This window comes from Cupriavidus cauae, assembly GCF_008632125.1.
Classification (GTDB): Bacteria; Pseudomonadota; Gammaproteobacteria; order Burkholderiales; family Burkholderiaceae; genus Cupriavidus; species Cupriavidus cauae.
In genome coordinates, this window is the sequence record NZ_VWRN01000031.1 from 222,950 (window position 1) to 238,856 (window position 15,907).

A 15,907-nucleotide genomic window follows, 5' to 3' on the forward strand; every position below is an offset into this window, starting at 1 on the left:
CGCACCAACCGGACCCTGAGGGGAACCGCCATGACTTCCGCCCTGCCACGCCGCGGCCGCGCCGCGTTCGCCGTTTCGTCCAGCCCCGTTTCGTTCGCTCCCGTTTCGTTCGCCCGTGCCGGCGTGCTGATGCTGTCCGCGTTGACGGCGCTGACCACAGGTTGCGCGACCTACCAGTCGGTCAGCCCGGCCGAAGCGGCACCGCCGGCCGACCCGATCGCGGCGATGGTCCGCATCGATCCGGACCTGGGCGCATCGTTCTGCGTGATCGACAGCCCCGCCGGACGCGCGCCGTTCGCGGCGACGCTGCTGCAATCGCTGCAGCGCCGTGGCTTCGAAGCCAGGCTGCTGCCGCCGGGATCGTCGGTGGCGGCCTGTACGCTGACGGCGACCTATGCGGCCACCTCGCAGTCGTACTGGCGCACCTTCCTGGCGACCGCCGACATCACCGTCTATCGCCGGGGCGAGCGCGTCGGCAAGGCGGTCTACGATGCGCGGCGCAGCCAGGGCGGCGTCAACCTGAGCCACCTGATCGACCCGGCGCAGAAGATCGACGAGCTGGTCGACCAGCTGTTCCCGGGCCGACTGCCGCATCCGGAGGCGCGGGATCGCAATCCTCCGCTGTCCGAGCCGAACAGCGGGGCGAGCCCAAGCCCCGCTACGCCAGCCTGAACCCGGGCCGCCTGCAGGTTCGCGACGCCCCGCTGTCCGGTCCGAACAGCGGGGCGCGCTCCAGCGCCGACCGCGGCCCCGCCGCTACGCCAGCCTGAACGCCTGCACCGCCTCGCGCAGCTGCTGCGCGCGCTGATCGAGGCTTTCGGCCGCCGCAGCGGCCTCTTCCACCAGCGCCGCGTTCTGCTGCGTGACGCCGTCCATCTCGGCCAGCGCGTCGCTGACCTGCGCGATGCCTTGCGCCTGCTCGCGCGAGGACGCGCTGATTTCCGCCATGCGCGTGGCGATGCCTTCGACCTGGCGCACGATGTCTTCCATCGCGCTGCCGGCCTGCTGCACCGCTGCGTGGCCGTCGCGCAGATCGGAGACCGTCCGCTCGATCAGCGCCTTGATCTCGCCTGCCGCGGTGGCGCTGCGCTGCGCGAGGCTGCGCACCTCGCCGGCCACCACCGCGAAACCGCGCCCGTGCTCGCCGGCCCGGGCGGCTTCGACCGCCGCGTTCAGCGCCAGGATATTGGTCTGGAAGGCGATGCCGTCGATCATGCCGATGATGTCGACCACCTGCTGCGCGTTGCGATGCACGCCGTCCATGGTCTGCACCACACGCTCGACGGTGCCGCCGCCGTGCCGGGCTGCATCGGCGGCGCTGCGCACGGTGGCGTCGGCGTCCACGGCGGCATCGGCGTTCTGCCGCACCGTCGCGCTCAGCTGCTCGATGCTGGCGGCGGTGCGCTCCAGGCTGCTGGCCTGGCTCGCGGTGCGTGCCGACAGATCGGCGTTGCCGCTGGCGATCTCGCCGGTGCTGGCGACGATCGCATCGGCGCTGGCCCGCACGGTGCCGACGATGCCGGACAGGCCCTGGCCGACGCCGTCGATCGCGCGCATCAGTTCGCCGATCTCGTCGCGGCGCGGGCTGTCCAGCCGCGCGGTCAGGTCCCCGGCGGCCAGGCTGCGCGCGGCCGCTGCCGCATCGGCCAGCGGCGCGCTGACCATCCGGCGCAGCATCCACCAGAATCCCGCCGACACCAGCAGCGCCAGCGCCAGGCCGGCCGCGAGGAAGCGATTGCGATTCGCGATCAGTTCGGCGCGCAGGCTGTCGACCGGCACCGAGCCGACGATCAGCCATTGCCATTCGGGATAGGTCTCGAACGCCGTCAGGCGCAACGCCGGGGCGCTGCCGTCGAAGGCGATCCGATGCGTCAGGCTGCCCTGGCGCGCGGCAATCATCTCGCGCAGCCAGGTCTTGCCGTCTTCGTCGCGGGCGTCCAGCTGCACCGTGCCCTCCTGGCGGCGGCCGACCAGCAGCTTGCCCTGGTCGGGACCGGGCCTGGCGTCGACCACCAGGAAATGGCCGTCGGTGCCGATCGATTTGCGGCGGATGCGGTTTTTCAGCATCGCCAGCTCGGCGCTGACATCGACGCCGACATAGAGCGCGCCGACGATCTTGCCGGCGGCATCGCGCACCGGCTCGTACTTGCTCATGTACGGCTTGCCGAACAGCCACGTCAGCGCGCGGTACGAACGCCCGGCCTGCACCGCGGCATAGGCGCCGCCGGCGCGGTCGAGCAGCGTGCCGACCGCGCGCTCGCCGTTCTGCTTCTTCAGCGAGGTGGTCACGCGCACGAAGTCGTCGCCGCGGCGCGCGAACACCGTGGCGATGGTGCCGCCGGTGGTCGAGAAGAAGCGGTCCGGCAGCGCGAAGTTGTTGTTCAGCACGACCTCGCCGCTGCTGAACTGTGGCGTCGGCTGGCCGGCGACCTCGATGGTCTGGGCGGGATCGACCGCGTACGGGCCGGGCACCACCGCGGCGAAGCTCAGCAGGAAGCGGTCCGCCTCCTGCAGCATGGTGTCGTCGAACTGGCCGAGCAGATCGCGCAGCGTCTCGTTCTGCGCGCTCATCGCCGCGCGCTGCTGCGCCTCGAGCTGGCGCATGCTGCTGTCCGACAGCACCCAGGCGAACAGGCCGAATACCAGCACCTGCACGGCCAGCACGATCAGCGCGAGCCGCGTGCCGATCCGCGCGGCGCCAGGGCGCCAGCGGCGCGACGGCTGGCTGGTGGACGAGGTATCGGTAGGGGAGGAAGCCAAGGCACCGGCAAGGCCGGCAGCCGACGAAGCAAGGGGGGCGGGGGCAAGGGGGCGCACGTCCGTTTCCTGCGAAAAGGAAGTTGCCGGCACCACATGGCGCACGGCGGACGCATGATCTCCGTCACGTCGTCATGGGTTGGTTTACGGTCGGAACTGGCCGGGGCTTGATGAGGGTGTTCACCGATTTCTACGAGGGGATTACCGTCGCCCGGCAACAAATCAGTAACTCATAGGGCGGCAACTTTTACGACAGCTTCACAGGGCTTGTGTCGGCATGCTGACGGCCTCGGCGCAATGCGCCTTCGCACGACGGCATGATGGCCAAGCACGACGACGTATCGTACAAACTGTTGTACTCCTGTCCCGAATTCGTCAGGGACCTGCTGAAGGACTTTGTGCCGAAGCAATGGTGGCGGAAGGTCGATTTCAAGACCCTGGAGCGCATGCCTTGCAGCTACGTGACCGATGACTTCCGCGAGCGCGCCGATGACGTGGTTTGGCGCGTGCGAACCGGCCAGGATTGGATGTACCTGTACATCCTGATCGAGTTCCAGAGTACCGTCGACACCTTCATGGCGGTCCGCGTGTTGAGTTATCTAATGCTTCTGTATCAGGACCTGATCCGGCGCAAGGAATGTCTGCCCGGCCGCTTGCTGCCGCCGGTGTTGCCGATCGTGCTGTACAACGGCGAAACGAAATGGCGAGCGCCAGTGGATGTCGAAAGGCTGATCGTTCACGATGCGGACTTGCCGGTTCCACGTTTTCGCTATCACCTGATCGACGAGAGCCAGTACACGGAAGCCCAGCTTTCGCGGCGGCGAAATTTGGTGGCCGCCGTGATGCGTTTCAATCGGCTAAAGAGTGAGCGGAGTCTTGTCCGCGTGATTCGAGAGGTCCGTCGCTGGATCGATGGGCGCAAGGAACTCAGGCGAACTTTGGCGATGTGGATGCGTAGCGTATTGTTGAGGCAGCGCAAGGGCAAGCTCGCGCTGCCACGGGTCTGCGATCTGGAGGAACTGGAAATGTCACTGGCACAACGTATGGACGAGTGGGCAGCCCAGCACGAGCAGAGGGGCATGCAGAAGGGGGAGAAAAAAGGGGAGAAAAAGGGGGAGAAGCGAGGACTCGCAAAGGGCCGGCAGGAAGGCGCCGCGCGAGTGCTGCAGCAACTGCTGGCCCGCCGCTTCGGGCCGCTGCCGGCCGATATCGTTGCCAAGCTGAACGCGGCGCAGGCCGCCGACATCCGGCGATGGAGCGGGCGGCTGCTGACGGCGGGATCGCTCGACGCCGTCTTCAAGACACGATAAGGGCGCGGCGATGCTCTTCGGGGGCATCTTTGCCGCGCAGGATCAAGCCAGCAGCTGTCCCAGCCGAACCACCGTCACGCCAGGACGCAGCTGGCGCAGCGACGGCATCACCAGCACGCAGTCGGGATACGGCGTCACCACCGGCGCGCCGTCGTTCCACCCGATCACGGTGCCGGGCTCGGAGAAGGTCTCCAGGCCGGTATAGGGGCCGGCGAAGCGGAAATTCATGCTGGTGGCCACCACCGGCTCGGTGACGCGCACCACGCGCTGCGGCGCGACCGGCGCCGACAGCCAGCCGGCAGGCAGGTCGCCGCTGTCGACGATGCCGGCGGTCAGCAGGAAGCGCGCCGTGCTGTCGCGCGCCACCGCGACCGACGATGCCTCCCAATGCTGGCCACATTCGATCAGCAGCGCATTCTTCGGGCTGTCCTGATCGCCAAAGCCGGCGTAGTCGCGCATGCGACGGCCTTCCGGATGGCCTTCGTCGACGATCACATGCGCCGGAGCGCCGAGCGCGCGCGCCAGCGCCACGCCCTTGTCGAGCGGGCCCGACACGATCAGCGGCAGGCTCTTCTCGTGCATCGAATGCAGGTCCAGCAGCAGGTCGACGCGATCGATCAGCGGGCGCATCTCGCGCGCGCGCCGCAGTTCGGACGAGTCGCGCGACGCGTCGTCGAGCACCGCGGCGGTCCAGACGCGGTTGAAGTCCTGGTCGACGAAGCGCGAGGCGTCGGGCTTTGCCGGATCGAAGCGGTGATAGGCGTCGACGTTGGCGAACGCCAGCGTCAGCTGCCCGCGGCGCGGCTTGAGCCCGAGGTCCAGCAGCTCCTTGACGACGATCGCGCCGCAGACCTCGTTGCCATGGGTCAGCGCGTTGATCATCACGTGCGGGCCCGGCACGCCGCTGTCGAAATGATGGACATAGGCGACGCCGGTATTGCCGTCGGCATACGGGCGGATATCGGGAAATGCGACTTCGACCGGATAGGCGTCGAGCGTGGTCATCGTGTTCATAACGTCCCTGTTATTGCTGGATGCCGGCCGCCTGCACGATGGTGCGGTATTTGGCGGTCTCGCGCTTGACGAAGGCGGCGAACTGCGCCGGATTGGCGGGCGCGACCTCGACGCCGGCCTCGGCCAGCTTCTTGCGGACCTCCGGCATCGCCAGCACGGCCTGCATCTCGTTGTTGAGCCGATCCACCACAGCGCGCGGCGTGGCCTTCGGTGCCATCAGGCCGAACCAGACGCCCATGTCGACGCCCTTCAGCGCGGGCGTCTCCGCCAGCGCCGGCACCTCCGGTGCCACCGCGGCGCGCTTGGCTTCGGTCACGCCATAGGCCTTGACCCGTCCGGCCTGGATATGCGGCAGCGCGGACGACAGCACCATTACCGCCAGATCGATCTGGCCGCCCAGCAGGTCCGTCGCCATCGCGGAAGCGCCCTTGTACGGCACGTGCGTGATACCGACCTTGCCCTGCTGCTTGATCAGCTCGCCGGCCAGGTTCAGCGGCGTGCCGACGCCCGACGAGGCGTAGGCCAGCTTGTCCGGCTGGGCCTTGGCCAGCGCGATCAGTTCGGCGGCATTGCGCGCCGGCAGCGTCGGCTTGCCGACCAGCACCATCGGCTGCGTGCCGACGAAGGTGATCGGCGCCAAATCCTTCTCGCCGTCGTAGCGGACCGCCGGATTGGTCACGCGCGCGATCGACACCTCGCTGCCCGAGCCCATCAGCAGCGTGTAGCCATCGGCCTCGGCCTTGACCACGCGCGCCGCGCCGATGGTGCCGCCGGCACCGCCGAGGTTCTCGATCACCACGCTCTGGCCCAGCCGCTTGCCGAGCTCGGGCGCGATGGTGCGCGCCACCAGGTCGACGCTGCCGCCGGCCGTGTAGCCGACCACCAGCGTGATCGGCTTGGCGGGCCATTCGCTGGCGCGCGCGGCGCCGGCAGGCAGCAGCGACATCGCCGAGGCGGCGGAAAACAGCAAGGTGGCGGCGGTGGCAGTCCGCAGCGAGATCTTCATGGCAACGCTCCCGTGTCTATGTGTTATCGATGTGGTATGGCGCGATGTTAGGGAGCGGCGCCGTGTCCGCGCATGCGGGTTTGGCAATGGCGATTGCCGGATCGGCAAGGCTTGTGGCAAGGGGCCTATCACGGACCGGGCAGGGGCAGGCAAGGGGCAGGCGAAGGGCAGGCGAAGGGCAGGCAAGCGGCTCGGCAAGGCGGCGCGGCATCGCCTCCGCCGCCAGCGGCATCACGCCGTCGCGGCGCGCCAGAACGCCTCGGCCAGCTGACGCATCGGCGCGCGCGGACGGTAGAGCCGGATCTGCAGCACCAGATCGCGATTGCCGCCCGGCTGACCGCCGTGCTGGCCGCCCTGTTGGCCACCCTCCGTCCCGGCCTCCGCCACGCTGCCGATATCGGCGCGCACCAGCCGGCCCGCGTGCAGGTCGTCGGCGATCAGCCGGGCCGGCAGCCAGGCCAGGCCCATGCGCTGGCGCACCATCTCGTGCACCGATTCGGCGAAGTCGCAGACCGCCACCACGTCCAGGCGGCCGGCCAGTTTGCGCCGGGCGATCTCCTGATTGACCATGCGGCCCATCGTCAGGGTTTCCGCATAGGCGATCGTCGGCACCGGCGCGCCGCTCTTGCCACGCCCGGGCAGTCGGAAGCACGGCCCGCCCGCGGCATCGGCGGCGGCGACGCAGACCAGCCGCTCGACCCCGACCGGATGGAACTGATAGCGCGCCTCGTCCAGCCGCACCGGCAGGTCCGGTGGGCTGTAGCACAGCAGGAAATCGGCATCGCCCTCGGTGAACATCGCCAGCGCGTCGTGCATGGCGAAGGTCGACAGCCGGGTGCGAAAGCCCGCGGCCACCGGATCGTGCCGCAGCGCCTGGCGCAGTCCCGCCAGCCAGGCCGGCACCAGCGAGCGCGACAGCGTCTTGCCGGTGGCGATCACCACGGTGCTGGCGTCGACGCGGTGGGCCGCCCGCAGCGCCAGCCGCGTTTCCTCGAGCGTGTGCAGCGCCGACTGCGCCGCCTCCAGAAACTGCCGGCCCTCGGCGGTCAGCCGGACCGGGAACACGCTGCGATCGATCAGCGGCGCGCCGGCCCACACCTCGACCGCCTGCATGCGGCGGCCGAACGCGGGCGGGGTGACATTGCGCAGTTCGGCGGCGCGGGCGAGGCTGCCGGCCTCGGCCAGGCATACAAAGTCTTCGAGCCAACGGATATGCATGGGGAGGCGGGCGATGGGTTCGTGTCGGGACGCGTCAGGCGGCTGCGCGCAACGTGCGCGGCCGCGTCATTCTAGAGCGTCCGAAGCGGCATGCACGGTTTGCGGCCCCGGTGCGGCGACGCCGGCAGGGGCGGGCAAACCATCCCATCGACGAATGGAGGCGTTGGATAAGCATCGCTCCATATTTGTCCGCGGAATAGTCCGGCGCGGCCCCGGAGCGCCCGATTCACTCGACAATCCGGCCTCGCGCCTGCCGCGCCGCAGCCTATCGCCCCTTCGCACCGACTCCTACACTGGCTGGAAAGCCCGACCTCGCTGGGAGTCCGCCATGCCGACCGTTCGCCGCCTCGTCCGCCACGCCGCCTGCATCCTGATCCTGCTGGGCGGTTGGCAGACCGCGATGGCGGCACCCCGGCCGCCGCAGCCCGCGGAGACGTTGACCCGGCAGGCGGTGGCCGCCTACGAGGCGGGCGCTTTCGAGAGCGCGCTGCGCGACTTCGCGGAGGCGGCGCGGCGGGGCAACCGGCTGGCGCAGTTCAATTACGCGATGATGCTGCTGCGCGGCGACGGCACGGCGTCCAAGCCCCAGGAGGCGCTGGTCTGGCTGAAGAAGGCGGCGGACAACGAGATGACGCATGCCCAATTCACCTGGGGCGAATTGCATGAGCGCGGCGACCTGGTGCCCAAGTCGCTGGAAGAGGCCAACCGCTGGTATCAGCGCGCCAGCCAGGGCGGACATATCCAGGCGCAGGTCGCGCTGGCGACCAATTACTTCATCGGCCGCGGGGTGCCGCGCGATTACGCCAAGGCCTTCGAGTGGTACACGCGGGCCGCGACCGCGGGCGACGGCGGGGCGCAGTACATCGTCGCCAGCTTCTACGAGCGCGGCGAGCCGGGGGTGGTGGAGCGCGATATCGAGCAGGCCAAGATCTGGTACGCCAGGGCCGCGGCGCGTGGCGATCCCGGCGCGCTGGCCAAGCTGCGCTCGCTGCTGGAGCAGACCGTCAGATCGCGCACGCCGACGATGTAGCGGACAGGCGAGCCGGCAAGCGCGCGGCGTGCTTCAAGTCTGAATCAGCCGCTTCTGCCGCGAGATGTTCATCAGGATGCCGATCCCCATGCCGAGCGTGACCAGCGCGGTGCCGCCGTAGCTGATCAGCGGCAGCGGCACGCCGACGATCGGCAGGATGCCGCTGACCATGCCCATGTTGACGAAGGCATAGGTGAAGAAGATCAGCGTCACCGCGCCGGCCAGCAGCCGCGAGAAGTGCGTCGGCGCATTGGCGGCGATATAGAGCCCGCGGAAGATCAGCAGCAGGTACAGAACCAGCAGCACCGCATTGCCGACCAGGCCGAATTCCTCGGAGTAGACCGCGAAGATGAAGTCGGTGTGCTTCTCCGGAATGAACTCGAGGTGGGTCTGCGTGCCCTTGAGCCAGCCCTTGCCCATCAGGCCGCCCGAGCCGATCGCGATGATCGACTGGATGGTGTGGAAGCCCTTGCCGAGCGGATCGGTGGTCGGATCGAGCAGCGTGCAGACCCGGTGCTGCTGGTAGTCGTGCAGCACCGGCCAGTTGACGCCCGGCGCGCACATGTCGTGCTCGAAGAACAGCAGCCCGGAAATCAGCGTGACCAGGATCGCCAGTGCCGGCAGGATCAGCTTCCACGACAGGCCGGCGAAGTAGATCACGTACATGCCGGCGGCCAGCACCAGCAGCGCGGTGCCCAGGTCGGGCTGCTTGGCGATCAGGCCCACCGGCACCGCCAGCAGCAGGCCGGCGACGATGAAGTCGAACCAGCGCAACGCGCTTTCGCGCTTCTGGAAGTACCAGGCCAGCATCAGCGGCATCGCGATCTTCATCAGCTCGGAGGGCTGGATCACGATGCCGACATTGAGCCAGCGGCGCGCGCCCTTGCGGATCAGCCCGAACATCGCCACCGCGATCAGCAGTGCGACGCCGACCGTATAGAGCGGCACCGCGACCCGCATCAGCGTCTGCGTGGGCAGATAGGCGATCACCCACATCACCGCGTAAGACAGCAGGATATTGCGCAGCTGGTCCTCGACGCGGCCCGGCACGTCGATCGACGCCGAGTACAGCGCCACGATGCCGGTGGCGAACAACAGGAAGACGATCAGCGCGAGCGGCTTGTCGAAGCCGGTCAGCGCGGTCTTGATCAGGGACAGGGCGCGTCTGCGATCCATCTGCGCCTCCTTCAATGCGTGACGTTGGCGCCCGGCGCCGCGGCGGCCTGCCGGGTGCGGGATGCGGGAGACGGTGCGGGGCCCGGCGCGGCGGGCGGCGTGGCGGGGCGCGTCTTGCGCTCGCCCGGTGCACCCGGTGCGGCCGGGGCGGATGGCGAAGGCGGAGCCGGCGGCGCGCCGTCATGCGGCGGCTTGCTGTGGCCGAGCGCCTGGCGCATGCGGTCCCCCAGCGTCAGCGGCGCCGAGGCGGGCGCGATCGCCTGCGGATCGATGGTCGGCGCGGCGGCTACCGCACTGGCGCCGTCCTGGTTGCCGTTGCTGCCGCCGCCATTCCTGGTGCCCTTGGCGCCTTCGTCCTTGCCGCCCGGCTCGCCTTGCGCGTCCTCGTTGGCCAGCGTGTTGCCCATCGCGGTCGCGCTGGCGATGCTGGCGGTATGGCCGGTGGTAAAGACGCTCGGCGTATCGACCGGCGGCAGCCCGTGCGCGCGCTCGGCGGCCGGCGGCGCGATCTCGGCCAGCTCGGCGGGCCATTTGCCCAGCAGGTAGTAGTCCATCACCTTGCGCGCGATCGGCGCGGCGTGCTGCGCGCCGAAGCCGGCGTTCTCGACGATCAGCGCCAGCGCGATCTTCGGCTTGTCGGCCGGCGCGAACGCGGTGTACAGCGCATGGTCGCGCTTGTGCTCGGCCAGCGCGTGGTGGTTGTACTTCTCGCCCTTGCTCAGCGAGAAGGTCTGCGCGGTGCCGGTCTTGCCGGCCGACTCGTAGGCGGCGCCGGCGAACACGCGCGCCGCGGTGCCCGAATGCGTGACGCCGACCATCGCGCGCTTGATCACGTCGATATCGGACTGCTTGAACGGCAGGCGATAGCTTTCCTTCGGCACCGTCAGGCGGCGCTGCCGGGTGACCGCGTCCTCGACCGCCTTGACCAGGTGGGGCTTCATCACGACGCCGTTGTTGACCAGGATCGAGGTCGCGTGCGCCAGCTGCAGGATCGTGAAGCTGTTGTAGCCCTGGCCGATCCCCAGCGAGATCGTTTCGCCGTCATACCAACGCTGCTGCTCGGGCTTGCGGTAGGCGCGCCGCTTCCAGTCGGTCGACGGCAGGATGCCGCGGCTCTCGCCCTCGATGTCGATGCCGGTCAGCTGGCCGAAGCCGAGCGGCTTCATGAAGTCGTGGATCGCGTTGACGCCCATGTCGCGCGCCAGCGCGTAGTAGTAGGTGTCGCACGAGGCCACGATCGAGCTGTACATGTCGACCCAGCCGTGGCCGCCCGGCTTGTCGTCGCGGAAGGTATGGTTGCCCAGCGTGAAGAAGCCGGGATCGTGCATGCCCCAGTTGGCGGTGCGCTTGCCGGTCGCCAGCGCCGCCAGCGCCATGAACGGCTTGTAGGTCGAGCCCGGCGGATAGGTGCCGCGCAGCGGGCGGTTCAGCAGCGGCTTGTCCGGCGAATTGTTCAGCTCGTTCCACGTCGCGGTGTCGATGCCCTCGACGAACAGGTTCGGGTCGAAGGTCGGCTTGGAGACGAAAGCCAGGATGTCGCCGGTGGCCGGCTCGATCGCCACCAGCGCGCCGCGGCGGTCGCCGAATAGCGCCTCGGCCAGCTGCTGCAGCCGGATGTCGAGGGACAGGATCAGGTTGTTGCCCGGCGTCGCCGGCGCGGTCGACAGCGTGCGGATCGGCCGCCCGCCGGCGCTGACCTCGACTTCCTCGATGCCGGTCAGCCCGTGCAGCTCGGTCTCGTAGCTCTGCTCGATGCCGACTTTGCCGATGTAGTTGGTGCCCTTGTAGTTGTCGGCATCCTTGCGCGGGTCGTAGTTGGCCGGATTGGCGTCGTTGGCCACGTCCATCGCCTCGATGCGCTGCTGGTCGCGCTGCGAGATGCGGCCGATGTAGCCGACCACGTGCGAGGCCGATTCGCCCATCGGATATTGGCGGAACAGCCGCGCGCGCACGTCGACGCCGGGGAAGCGGAAGCGCTGCGCGGAGAAGCGCGCCACCTCCTCGTCGCTGAGCTGGCTGCGGATCGGCAGGCTCTCGAAGCTGCGCGACTCTTCCATCAGCCGGCGGAAGCGGCGGCGGTCGCGCGGCTGGATGTCGATCAGTTCGGACAGTTCATCGATGGTGTCATCCAGCGACTGCGTCAGCTTGGACGGCGTGATCTCCAGCGTGTAGGCCGAATAGTTGCGCGCCAGCACGATGCCGTTGCGGTCCATGATGATGCCGCGGTTCGGCTCGATCGGCGCCACCGAGATGCGGTTGTCCTCGGCCTTGGCCGAATACTGGTCGTGCTTGTACCACTGCAGCCAGAAGAAGCGCAGGAACAGCAGGCCGAACAGGATCACGGCGAACAGCGCCGCGGCCGCCACGCGAAGGCGGAAGCGGCCGAGCTCGAGTTCGACGTTGCGGATTTCGGTCATGGTGCTGCGGGGACGGGCGGTCGGGGCACGGAGAGAGGCTGCGAGCGGAGTGCCATGCCGTCAGATCGGCCGGGTTTCGTCGACGTCGATGGAGCGGCGCTGCGGCGCCAGCAGCAGGCCGGTGGCCAGCGGCCACAGCAGCGCCTCGATGCCGGGCGCGACCAGCAACGGCCAGCCGGGCAGCGGCGCGCCCATCAGCAGCCGGATCACCACCGGTACCGCATGCGCGATGAACAGCAGCGGCAGCACGTGCAGTGCCTGCGTATAGACGCTGAACCACAGCACGCGGCGGTGGATCGTGATGGCGAAGTAGGCCAGCAGCGTGTAGGCCATCGCGTGCTCGCCGAGCAGGCGGGCATCGTGCACGTCCATCAGCAGGCCCAGCACGAAGGCCACGCCCATGCCGACCTTGCGCGGCTGGTGGATGTTCCAGAACACCAGCACCAGCGCCACCATGTCCGGCACCCACAGGATGTCGCCCCACGGCAGCAGGTTGAACAGGAACGCCAGCACGAAGGTCAGCGCGATGAAGGCCGGGTTGACCGGCCGCAGCAGGTATTGGGGATGGGTCACCGCTTCTGCTCCTGGCTCGGCGCGGCCGCGGGCGCCGCGGCGACCGTAGCAACTGTGGCGGCCGTAGCCGCGGCGTCCGCCTTGGGCTTGGGCGCCTTCTCGGTTTTTTCCGCCTTGTCGGCTTTCTCGGGCTTGTCGGCTTTCGAGGCCTTGCCTGCCTTGTCCGTCTTGCCTGCCTTGCCCGCGTTCTTGCCGTCGTCGCCGGCCGGCAGGTCGCGCGAGGGCTTCTCGGCCTCGTAGCGCACCACCAGCAGCTGGCGGTGCGAACGCACGCCCGCGACCGGCTCGCAGTAGACGCGCGAGAACGCGGTATCGGCCTTGCGTTCGATCTGCACGATGCGCGCGACCGGCAACCCGGCCGGATAGACCCCGTCCAGGCCCGAGGTCACCAGCAGGTCGCCCTGCTGCAGATCGGCCGACGCCGCCATGAAGCGCAGGTCCAGCATGCCGGCCTTGCCGCCACCGAAGGCAATGCTGCGCAGGCCGTTGCGTACCACCTGCACCGGGATCGCCTGGTCCTTGTCTGTCAGCAGCGTGACTTCGGACTGGAACGGCGTCACGCGCGTGACCTGGCCGACCACGCCGCGATCGTCGATCACCGGATAGCCGGCCCGCACGTCGTGCTGGCTGCCGCGGTCGATCACGATGCGCTGGCTGTACGGATCGCGCGCGTCGTACAGCACCTCGGCCGCCGTGACCGGCGTGGCCGATTGCTCCTTCAGGTCCAGCAGCTTGCGCAGCTGGCGGTTCTCGGCCTCGAGCTGGGCCTGGCGCAGCGCGTCGTCGGCCTGCGCCACCGCGCGCCGCCGCAGCTCGCGGTTCTCGCTGGCCAGCGCGGCGGACGACTGCAGATAGTCGAACGCGGCGCGCGCCATGTCGCGCGGCACCAGCACGGCGCGCTCGACCGGCATCAGCACGGTGGCGGCGACCTGCCGGACCGTGGACAGCGCATCGAAGCGGGCGTCGACGACCAGCAGCACCAGCGCCATCGTCACGAAGATGACCAGGCGCGCGAACGCGGACGTGCCCTGCTTGAATAGCGGTGGCGGCGTGTAATCCATTTAGCCGTACGCAGGCGGTGGCGGTCCGCATCGCCGGCACGCCGCGCTCGGGCGTCCGGGGGCGGACCGGAATTGGCGGAGTCGCGCGGGCCGCCGGCAGGCGGCGGCCGGCTTGGCCAGGGTGGCGCGGCGGCGGACCTGCCCGTGGCCGGCCTGGGCCAGCGGTGCGGGCAGGGCGCGCTTCGCCACGGGAACGATCCTTTTGCCGGACCGGCTTACTCGTAGGCGAAGATGCTGCCGAGCTTGTCCATGCGCTCCAGGGCCATGCCCGAGCCGCGCACCACGCAGGTCAACGGATCCTCGGCCACCAGCACCGGCAGGCCGGTTTCCTCGGCCAGCAGGCGGTCCAGGTCGCGCAGCAGCGCGCCGCCGCCGGTCAGCGTGATGCCGCGCTCGGCGATGTCGGCGCCCAGTTCCGGCGGGGTCTGCTCCAGGCCGATCTTCACGGTGGAGACGATCTGGTTCAGCGGATCGGTCAGCGCTTCCAGGATCTCGTTGGACGAGACCGTGAACGCGCGCGGGATGCCCTCGGACAGGTTGCGGCCCTTGACCTCCATCTCGCGCACTTCCGAACCCGGGAAGGCCGAGCCGATTTCCTTCTTGATGGCTTCGGCGGTCTGCTCGCCGATCAGCATGCCGTAGTTGCGGCGGATGTAGTTGACGATGGCCTCGTCGAACTTGTCGCCGCCGACGCGCACCGAGCCCTTGTAGACCATGCCGCCCAGCGAGATGATGCCGACCTCGGTGGTGCCGCCGCCGATATCGACGACCATAGAGCCCGACGGCTCCGACACCGGCAGGCCGGCGCCGATCGCGGCGGCCATCGGTTCCTCGATCAGGTAGACCTGCGAGGCGCCGGCGCCCAGCGCCGACTCGCGGATCGCGCGGCGCTCGACCTGGGTCGAACCGCACGGCACGCAGATGATGATGCGCGGCGACGGACGCAGCAGCTTGCTGTCGTGCACCATCTTGATGAACTGCTTGAGCATCTGCTCGGTGACGGTGAAGTCGGCGATCACGCCGTCCTTCATCGGGCGGATCGCCTCGATGTTGCCCGGCACCTTGCCCAGCATCTGCTTGGCTTCCTTGCCGACTGCCTGAATGGTCTTCTTGGCGTTCGGGCCGCCGCCCAGGTGGATCGCGACCACCGACGGTTCGTCCAGCACGATGCCCTTGTCACGCATGTAGATCAGCGTGTTGGCGGTGCCGAGGTCGATCGCGAGATCGTTGGAAAAGTAGCTGCGGAGAAATCCGAACATCAGGAGTCCTGTTTTCTGGTGGGTTCGCAGGTATGCGAAGCGGCCGGCGCCAGTCCTTGGCGCCGGCCGCGATATTCATATGTCTTCGATGGAAACGGCGCGCGTCCTTCCGCGCATCCACGGTCCCGCCCATGCCGTTGCGGTGCGCCAGGCGAACCGCGACAGTCCTGAGGGATTTCGCCCGCCGGGCCGGCGGAACGCATTCCCACGGGAACCTTTGATTAGACGGCGCCAGAAAGTTCGCCAAACTTCATTTGGCGGATGGCCGGACGGCGGTCCGGGCGCCACAGACCCGGCACCCACAAGGGGGCAGCGGCGAGTCGGTCTAATCGGAGGATCCTGGTCCGGGCCCCGCGGGCAGTCGGGTCCGGCGTCCTTCAGCGGCCGGACGCTGGGTCCAAGCGGCGAAGGCGCCGCCAGGGGCGGCGGCAAAACGGAATGATACCTTATAATTCCGCGTGTTTCGGCGGCAAATTGCCCTGAAAAAACCTGTAATTCTGACGATTGTGGGGCGTCGCGCGCGGCACTTTCCCCAGGCCGATGTCGACGCGGCAACGGCCCGGCAATGGCCCGGCAACTGCCCGACAGCGGTCCGGACGCGGCGCCGCCCAAGGCACGCCCGCCTGGCCCGGTCCGGCGCTCCCGACGCTGTCCGCACGGTCGTCCTTCTCCCGGCTTCGTTCCGGCCTTGCGCCGGACTGCCGGGCCCTCTGGAATTCCTCGCACCCACGCCATGGCACTCGAGCTAACCGACGTCAAGCGCATCGCCCATCTTGCCCGCATCGACATCAGCGATGAAGAAGCCGGCCAGACGCTCGGGCAACTGAATCAATTCTTCTCGCTGGTCGAGCAGATGCAGGCGGTGGACACCAGCGGCGTCGCGCCGCTGGCGCATCCGCTGTCGGCGGTCCGCGAGATGCAGCAGCGCCTGCGCGACGACGTCGTCACCGAGCCGAACCGGCGCGATGACTACCAGCGTCCCGCGCCGGCCACCGAGGCCGGCCTGTATCTGGTGCCGAAGGTGATCGAATAACGTTCCCGATAACGGCCCCGATAAGGTCCCGATAACGGTCCCGCACCCGGCCC

At 69.0% G+C, this 15,907-nt stretch carries 13 protein-coding genes; 4 read left to right on the forward strand and 9 right to left on the reverse strand.

What is annotated here, in order from left to right; genetic code table 11:
- Window positions 1-30 precede the first annotated feature (30 nt).
- Window positions 31-672: an Sbal_3080 family lipoprotein gene (locus F1599_RS11930; protein WP_223819590.1), complete on the forward strand. Its 642-nt coding sequence runs from the start codon at window positions 31-33 to the stop codon at window positions 670-672.
- A gap of 84 nt (window positions 673-756) precedes the next feature.
- Here F1599_RS11930 and F1599_RS11935 read toward each other — a convergent pair whose 3' ends face one another.
- Window positions 757-2,760, reverse strand: coding sequence for a methyl-accepting chemotaxis protein (locus F1599_RS11935; protein ID WP_223819591.1), 2,004 nt, complete (start codon window positions 2,758-2,760; stop codon window positions 757-759).
- Window positions 2,761-3,074: 314 nt separating this feature from the next.
- On the opposite strand from F1599_RS11935, the gene F1599_RS11940 reads away from it, so the two are divergent.
- The gene (locus F1599_RS11940; protein WP_150083237.1) at window positions 3,075-4,067 is read left to right on the forward strand and encodes an Rpn family recombination-promoting nuclease/putative transposase; all 993 of its coding nucleotides are present in this window, start codon (window positions 3,075-3,077) and stop codon (window positions 4,065-4,067) included.
- Window positions 4,068-4,109: 42 nt separating this feature from the next.
- Here F1599_RS11940 and F1599_RS11945 read toward each other — a convergent pair whose 3' ends face one another.
- From F1599_RS11945 to F1599_RS11955, 3 genes are all read right to left on the reverse strand, one after another.
- A complete protein-coding gene (locus tag F1599_RS11945; protein WP_150083238.1) occupies window positions 4,110-5,081 on the reverse strand; it encodes a M14 family metallopeptidase in 972 nt (323 codons plus the stop codon).
- 10 nt (window positions 5,082-5,091) lie between these two features.
- Window positions 5,092-6,087 carry a Bug family tripartite tricarboxylate transporter substrate binding protein gene (locus tag F1599_RS11950; protein WP_150083239.1) on the reverse strand — a complete coding sequence of 332 codons (996 nt, stop codon included), beginning with the start codon at window positions 6,085-6,087 and terminating at the stop codon, window positions 5,092-5,094.
- 231 nt (window positions 6,088-6,318) lie between these two features.
- Window positions 6,319-7,305, reverse strand: a complete 987-nt coding sequence (locus F1599_RS11955; RefSeq protein WP_150083240.1) for a LysR family transcriptional regulator — start codon at window positions 7,303-7,305, stop codon at window positions 6,319-6,321.
- A 400-nt stretch (window positions 7,306-7,705) separates the two neighbouring features.
- Here F1599_RS11955 and F1599_RS11960 point away from each other — a divergent pair, with 400 nt between their 5' ends.
- Window positions 7,706-8,335 (forward strand): tetratricopeptide repeat protein, encoded by a 630-nt coding sequence (locus F1599_RS11960; protein WP_223819604.1) that lies wholly within the window; start codon window positions 7,706-7,708, stop codon window positions 8,333-8,335.
- Window positions 8,336-8,368: 33 nt separating this feature from the next.
- On the opposite strand, the gene rodA is transcribed toward F1599_RS11960, so the two are convergent.
- From rodA to F1599_RS11985, 5 genes are all read right to left on the reverse strand, one after another.
- A complete protein-coding gene (rodA, locus tag F1599_RS11965) occupies window positions 8,369-9,511 on the reverse strand; it encodes a rod shape-determining protein RodA (protein ID WP_149317343.1) in 1,143 nt (380 codons plus the stop codon).
- 11 nt (window positions 9,512-9,522) lie between these two features.
- On the reverse strand, window positions 9,523-11,928 hold the full coding sequence (gene mrdA, locus F1599_RS11970) for a penicillin-binding protein 2 (RefSeq protein WP_150083242.1): 2,406 nt from the start codon (window positions 11,926-11,928) through the stop codon (window positions 9,523-9,525).
- Between the two features lie 60 nt (window positions 11,929-11,988).
- Entirely contained in the window at window positions 11,989-12,501 is a 513-nt protein-coding gene (mreD, locus tag F1599_RS11975) for a rod shape-determining protein MreD (RefSeq protein ID WP_006579990.1), read from the reverse strand.
- On the reverse strand, window positions 12,498-13,562 hold the full coding sequence (mreC, locus tag F1599_RS11980; protein ID WP_150083243.1) for a rod shape-determining protein MreC: 1,065 nt from the start codon (window positions 13,560-13,562) through the stop codon (window positions 12,498-12,500). Before mreC ends, mreD begins: the two co-directional genes overlap by 4 nt.
- A 215-nt stretch (window positions 13,563-13,777) precedes the next feature.
- Window positions 13,778-14,821, reverse strand: coding sequence for a rod shape-determining protein (locus tag F1599_RS11985; RefSeq protein WP_023264573.1), 1,044 nt, complete (start codon window positions 14,819-14,821; stop codon window positions 13,778-13,780).
- A 733-nt stretch (window positions 14,822-15,554) separates the two neighbouring features.
- Here F1599_RS11985 and gatC point away from each other — a divergent pair.
- The gene (gene gatC, locus F1599_RS11990) at window positions 15,555-15,854 is read left to right on the forward strand and encodes an Asp-tRNA(Asn)/Glu-tRNA(Gln) amidotransferase subunit GatC (RefSeq protein ID WP_149317339.1); all 300 of its coding nucleotides are present in this window, start codon (window positions 15,555-15,557) and stop codon (window positions 15,852-15,854) included.
- Window positions 15,855-15,907 lie beyond the last annotated feature (53 nt).

Coding starts and splice junctions, on each gene's coding strand:
- gatC (WP_149317339.1), top strand. CDS start 15,555: ATGGCACTCGAGCTAACCGACGTCAAGCGCATCGCCCATCTTGCCCGC.
- F1599_RS11950 (WP_150083239.1), bottom strand. CDS start 6,087: ATGAAGATCTCGCTGCGGACTGCCACCGCCGCCACCTTGCTGTTTTCC.
- F1599_RS11955 (WP_150083240.1), bottom strand. CDS start 7,305: ATGCATATCCGTTGGCTCGAAGACTTTGTATGCCTGGCCGAGGCCGGC.
- F1599_RS11985 (WP_023264573.1), bottom strand. CDS start 14,821: ATGTTCGGATTTCTCCGCAGCTACTTTTCCAACGATCTCGCGATCGAC.
- F1599_RS11960 (WP_223819604.1), top strand. CDS start 7,706: ATGGCGGCACCCCGGCCGCCGCAGCCCGCGGAGACGTTGACCCGGCAG.
- mreC (WP_150083243.1), bottom strand. CDS start 13,562: ATGGATTACACGCCGCCACCGCTATTCAAGCAGGGCACGTCCGCGTTC.
- F1599_RS11940 (WP_150083237.1), top strand. CDS start 3,075: ATGATGGCCAAGCACGACGACGTATCGTACAAACTGTTGTACTCCTGT.
- rodA (WP_149317343.1), bottom strand. CDS start 9,511: ATGGATCGCAGACGCGCCCTGTCCCTGATCAAGACCGCGCTGACCGGC.
- F1599_RS11945 (WP_150083238.1), bottom strand. CDS start 5,081: ATGAACACGATGACCACGCTCGACGCCTATCCGGTCGAAGTCGCATTT.
- F1599_RS11930 (WP_223819590.1), top strand. CDS start 31: ATGACTTCCGCCCTGCCACGCCGCGGCCGCGCCGCGTTCGCCGTTTCG.
- mrdA (WP_150083242.1), bottom strand. CDS start 11,928: ATGACCGAAATCCGCAACGTCGAACTCGAGCTCGGCCGCTTCCGCCTT.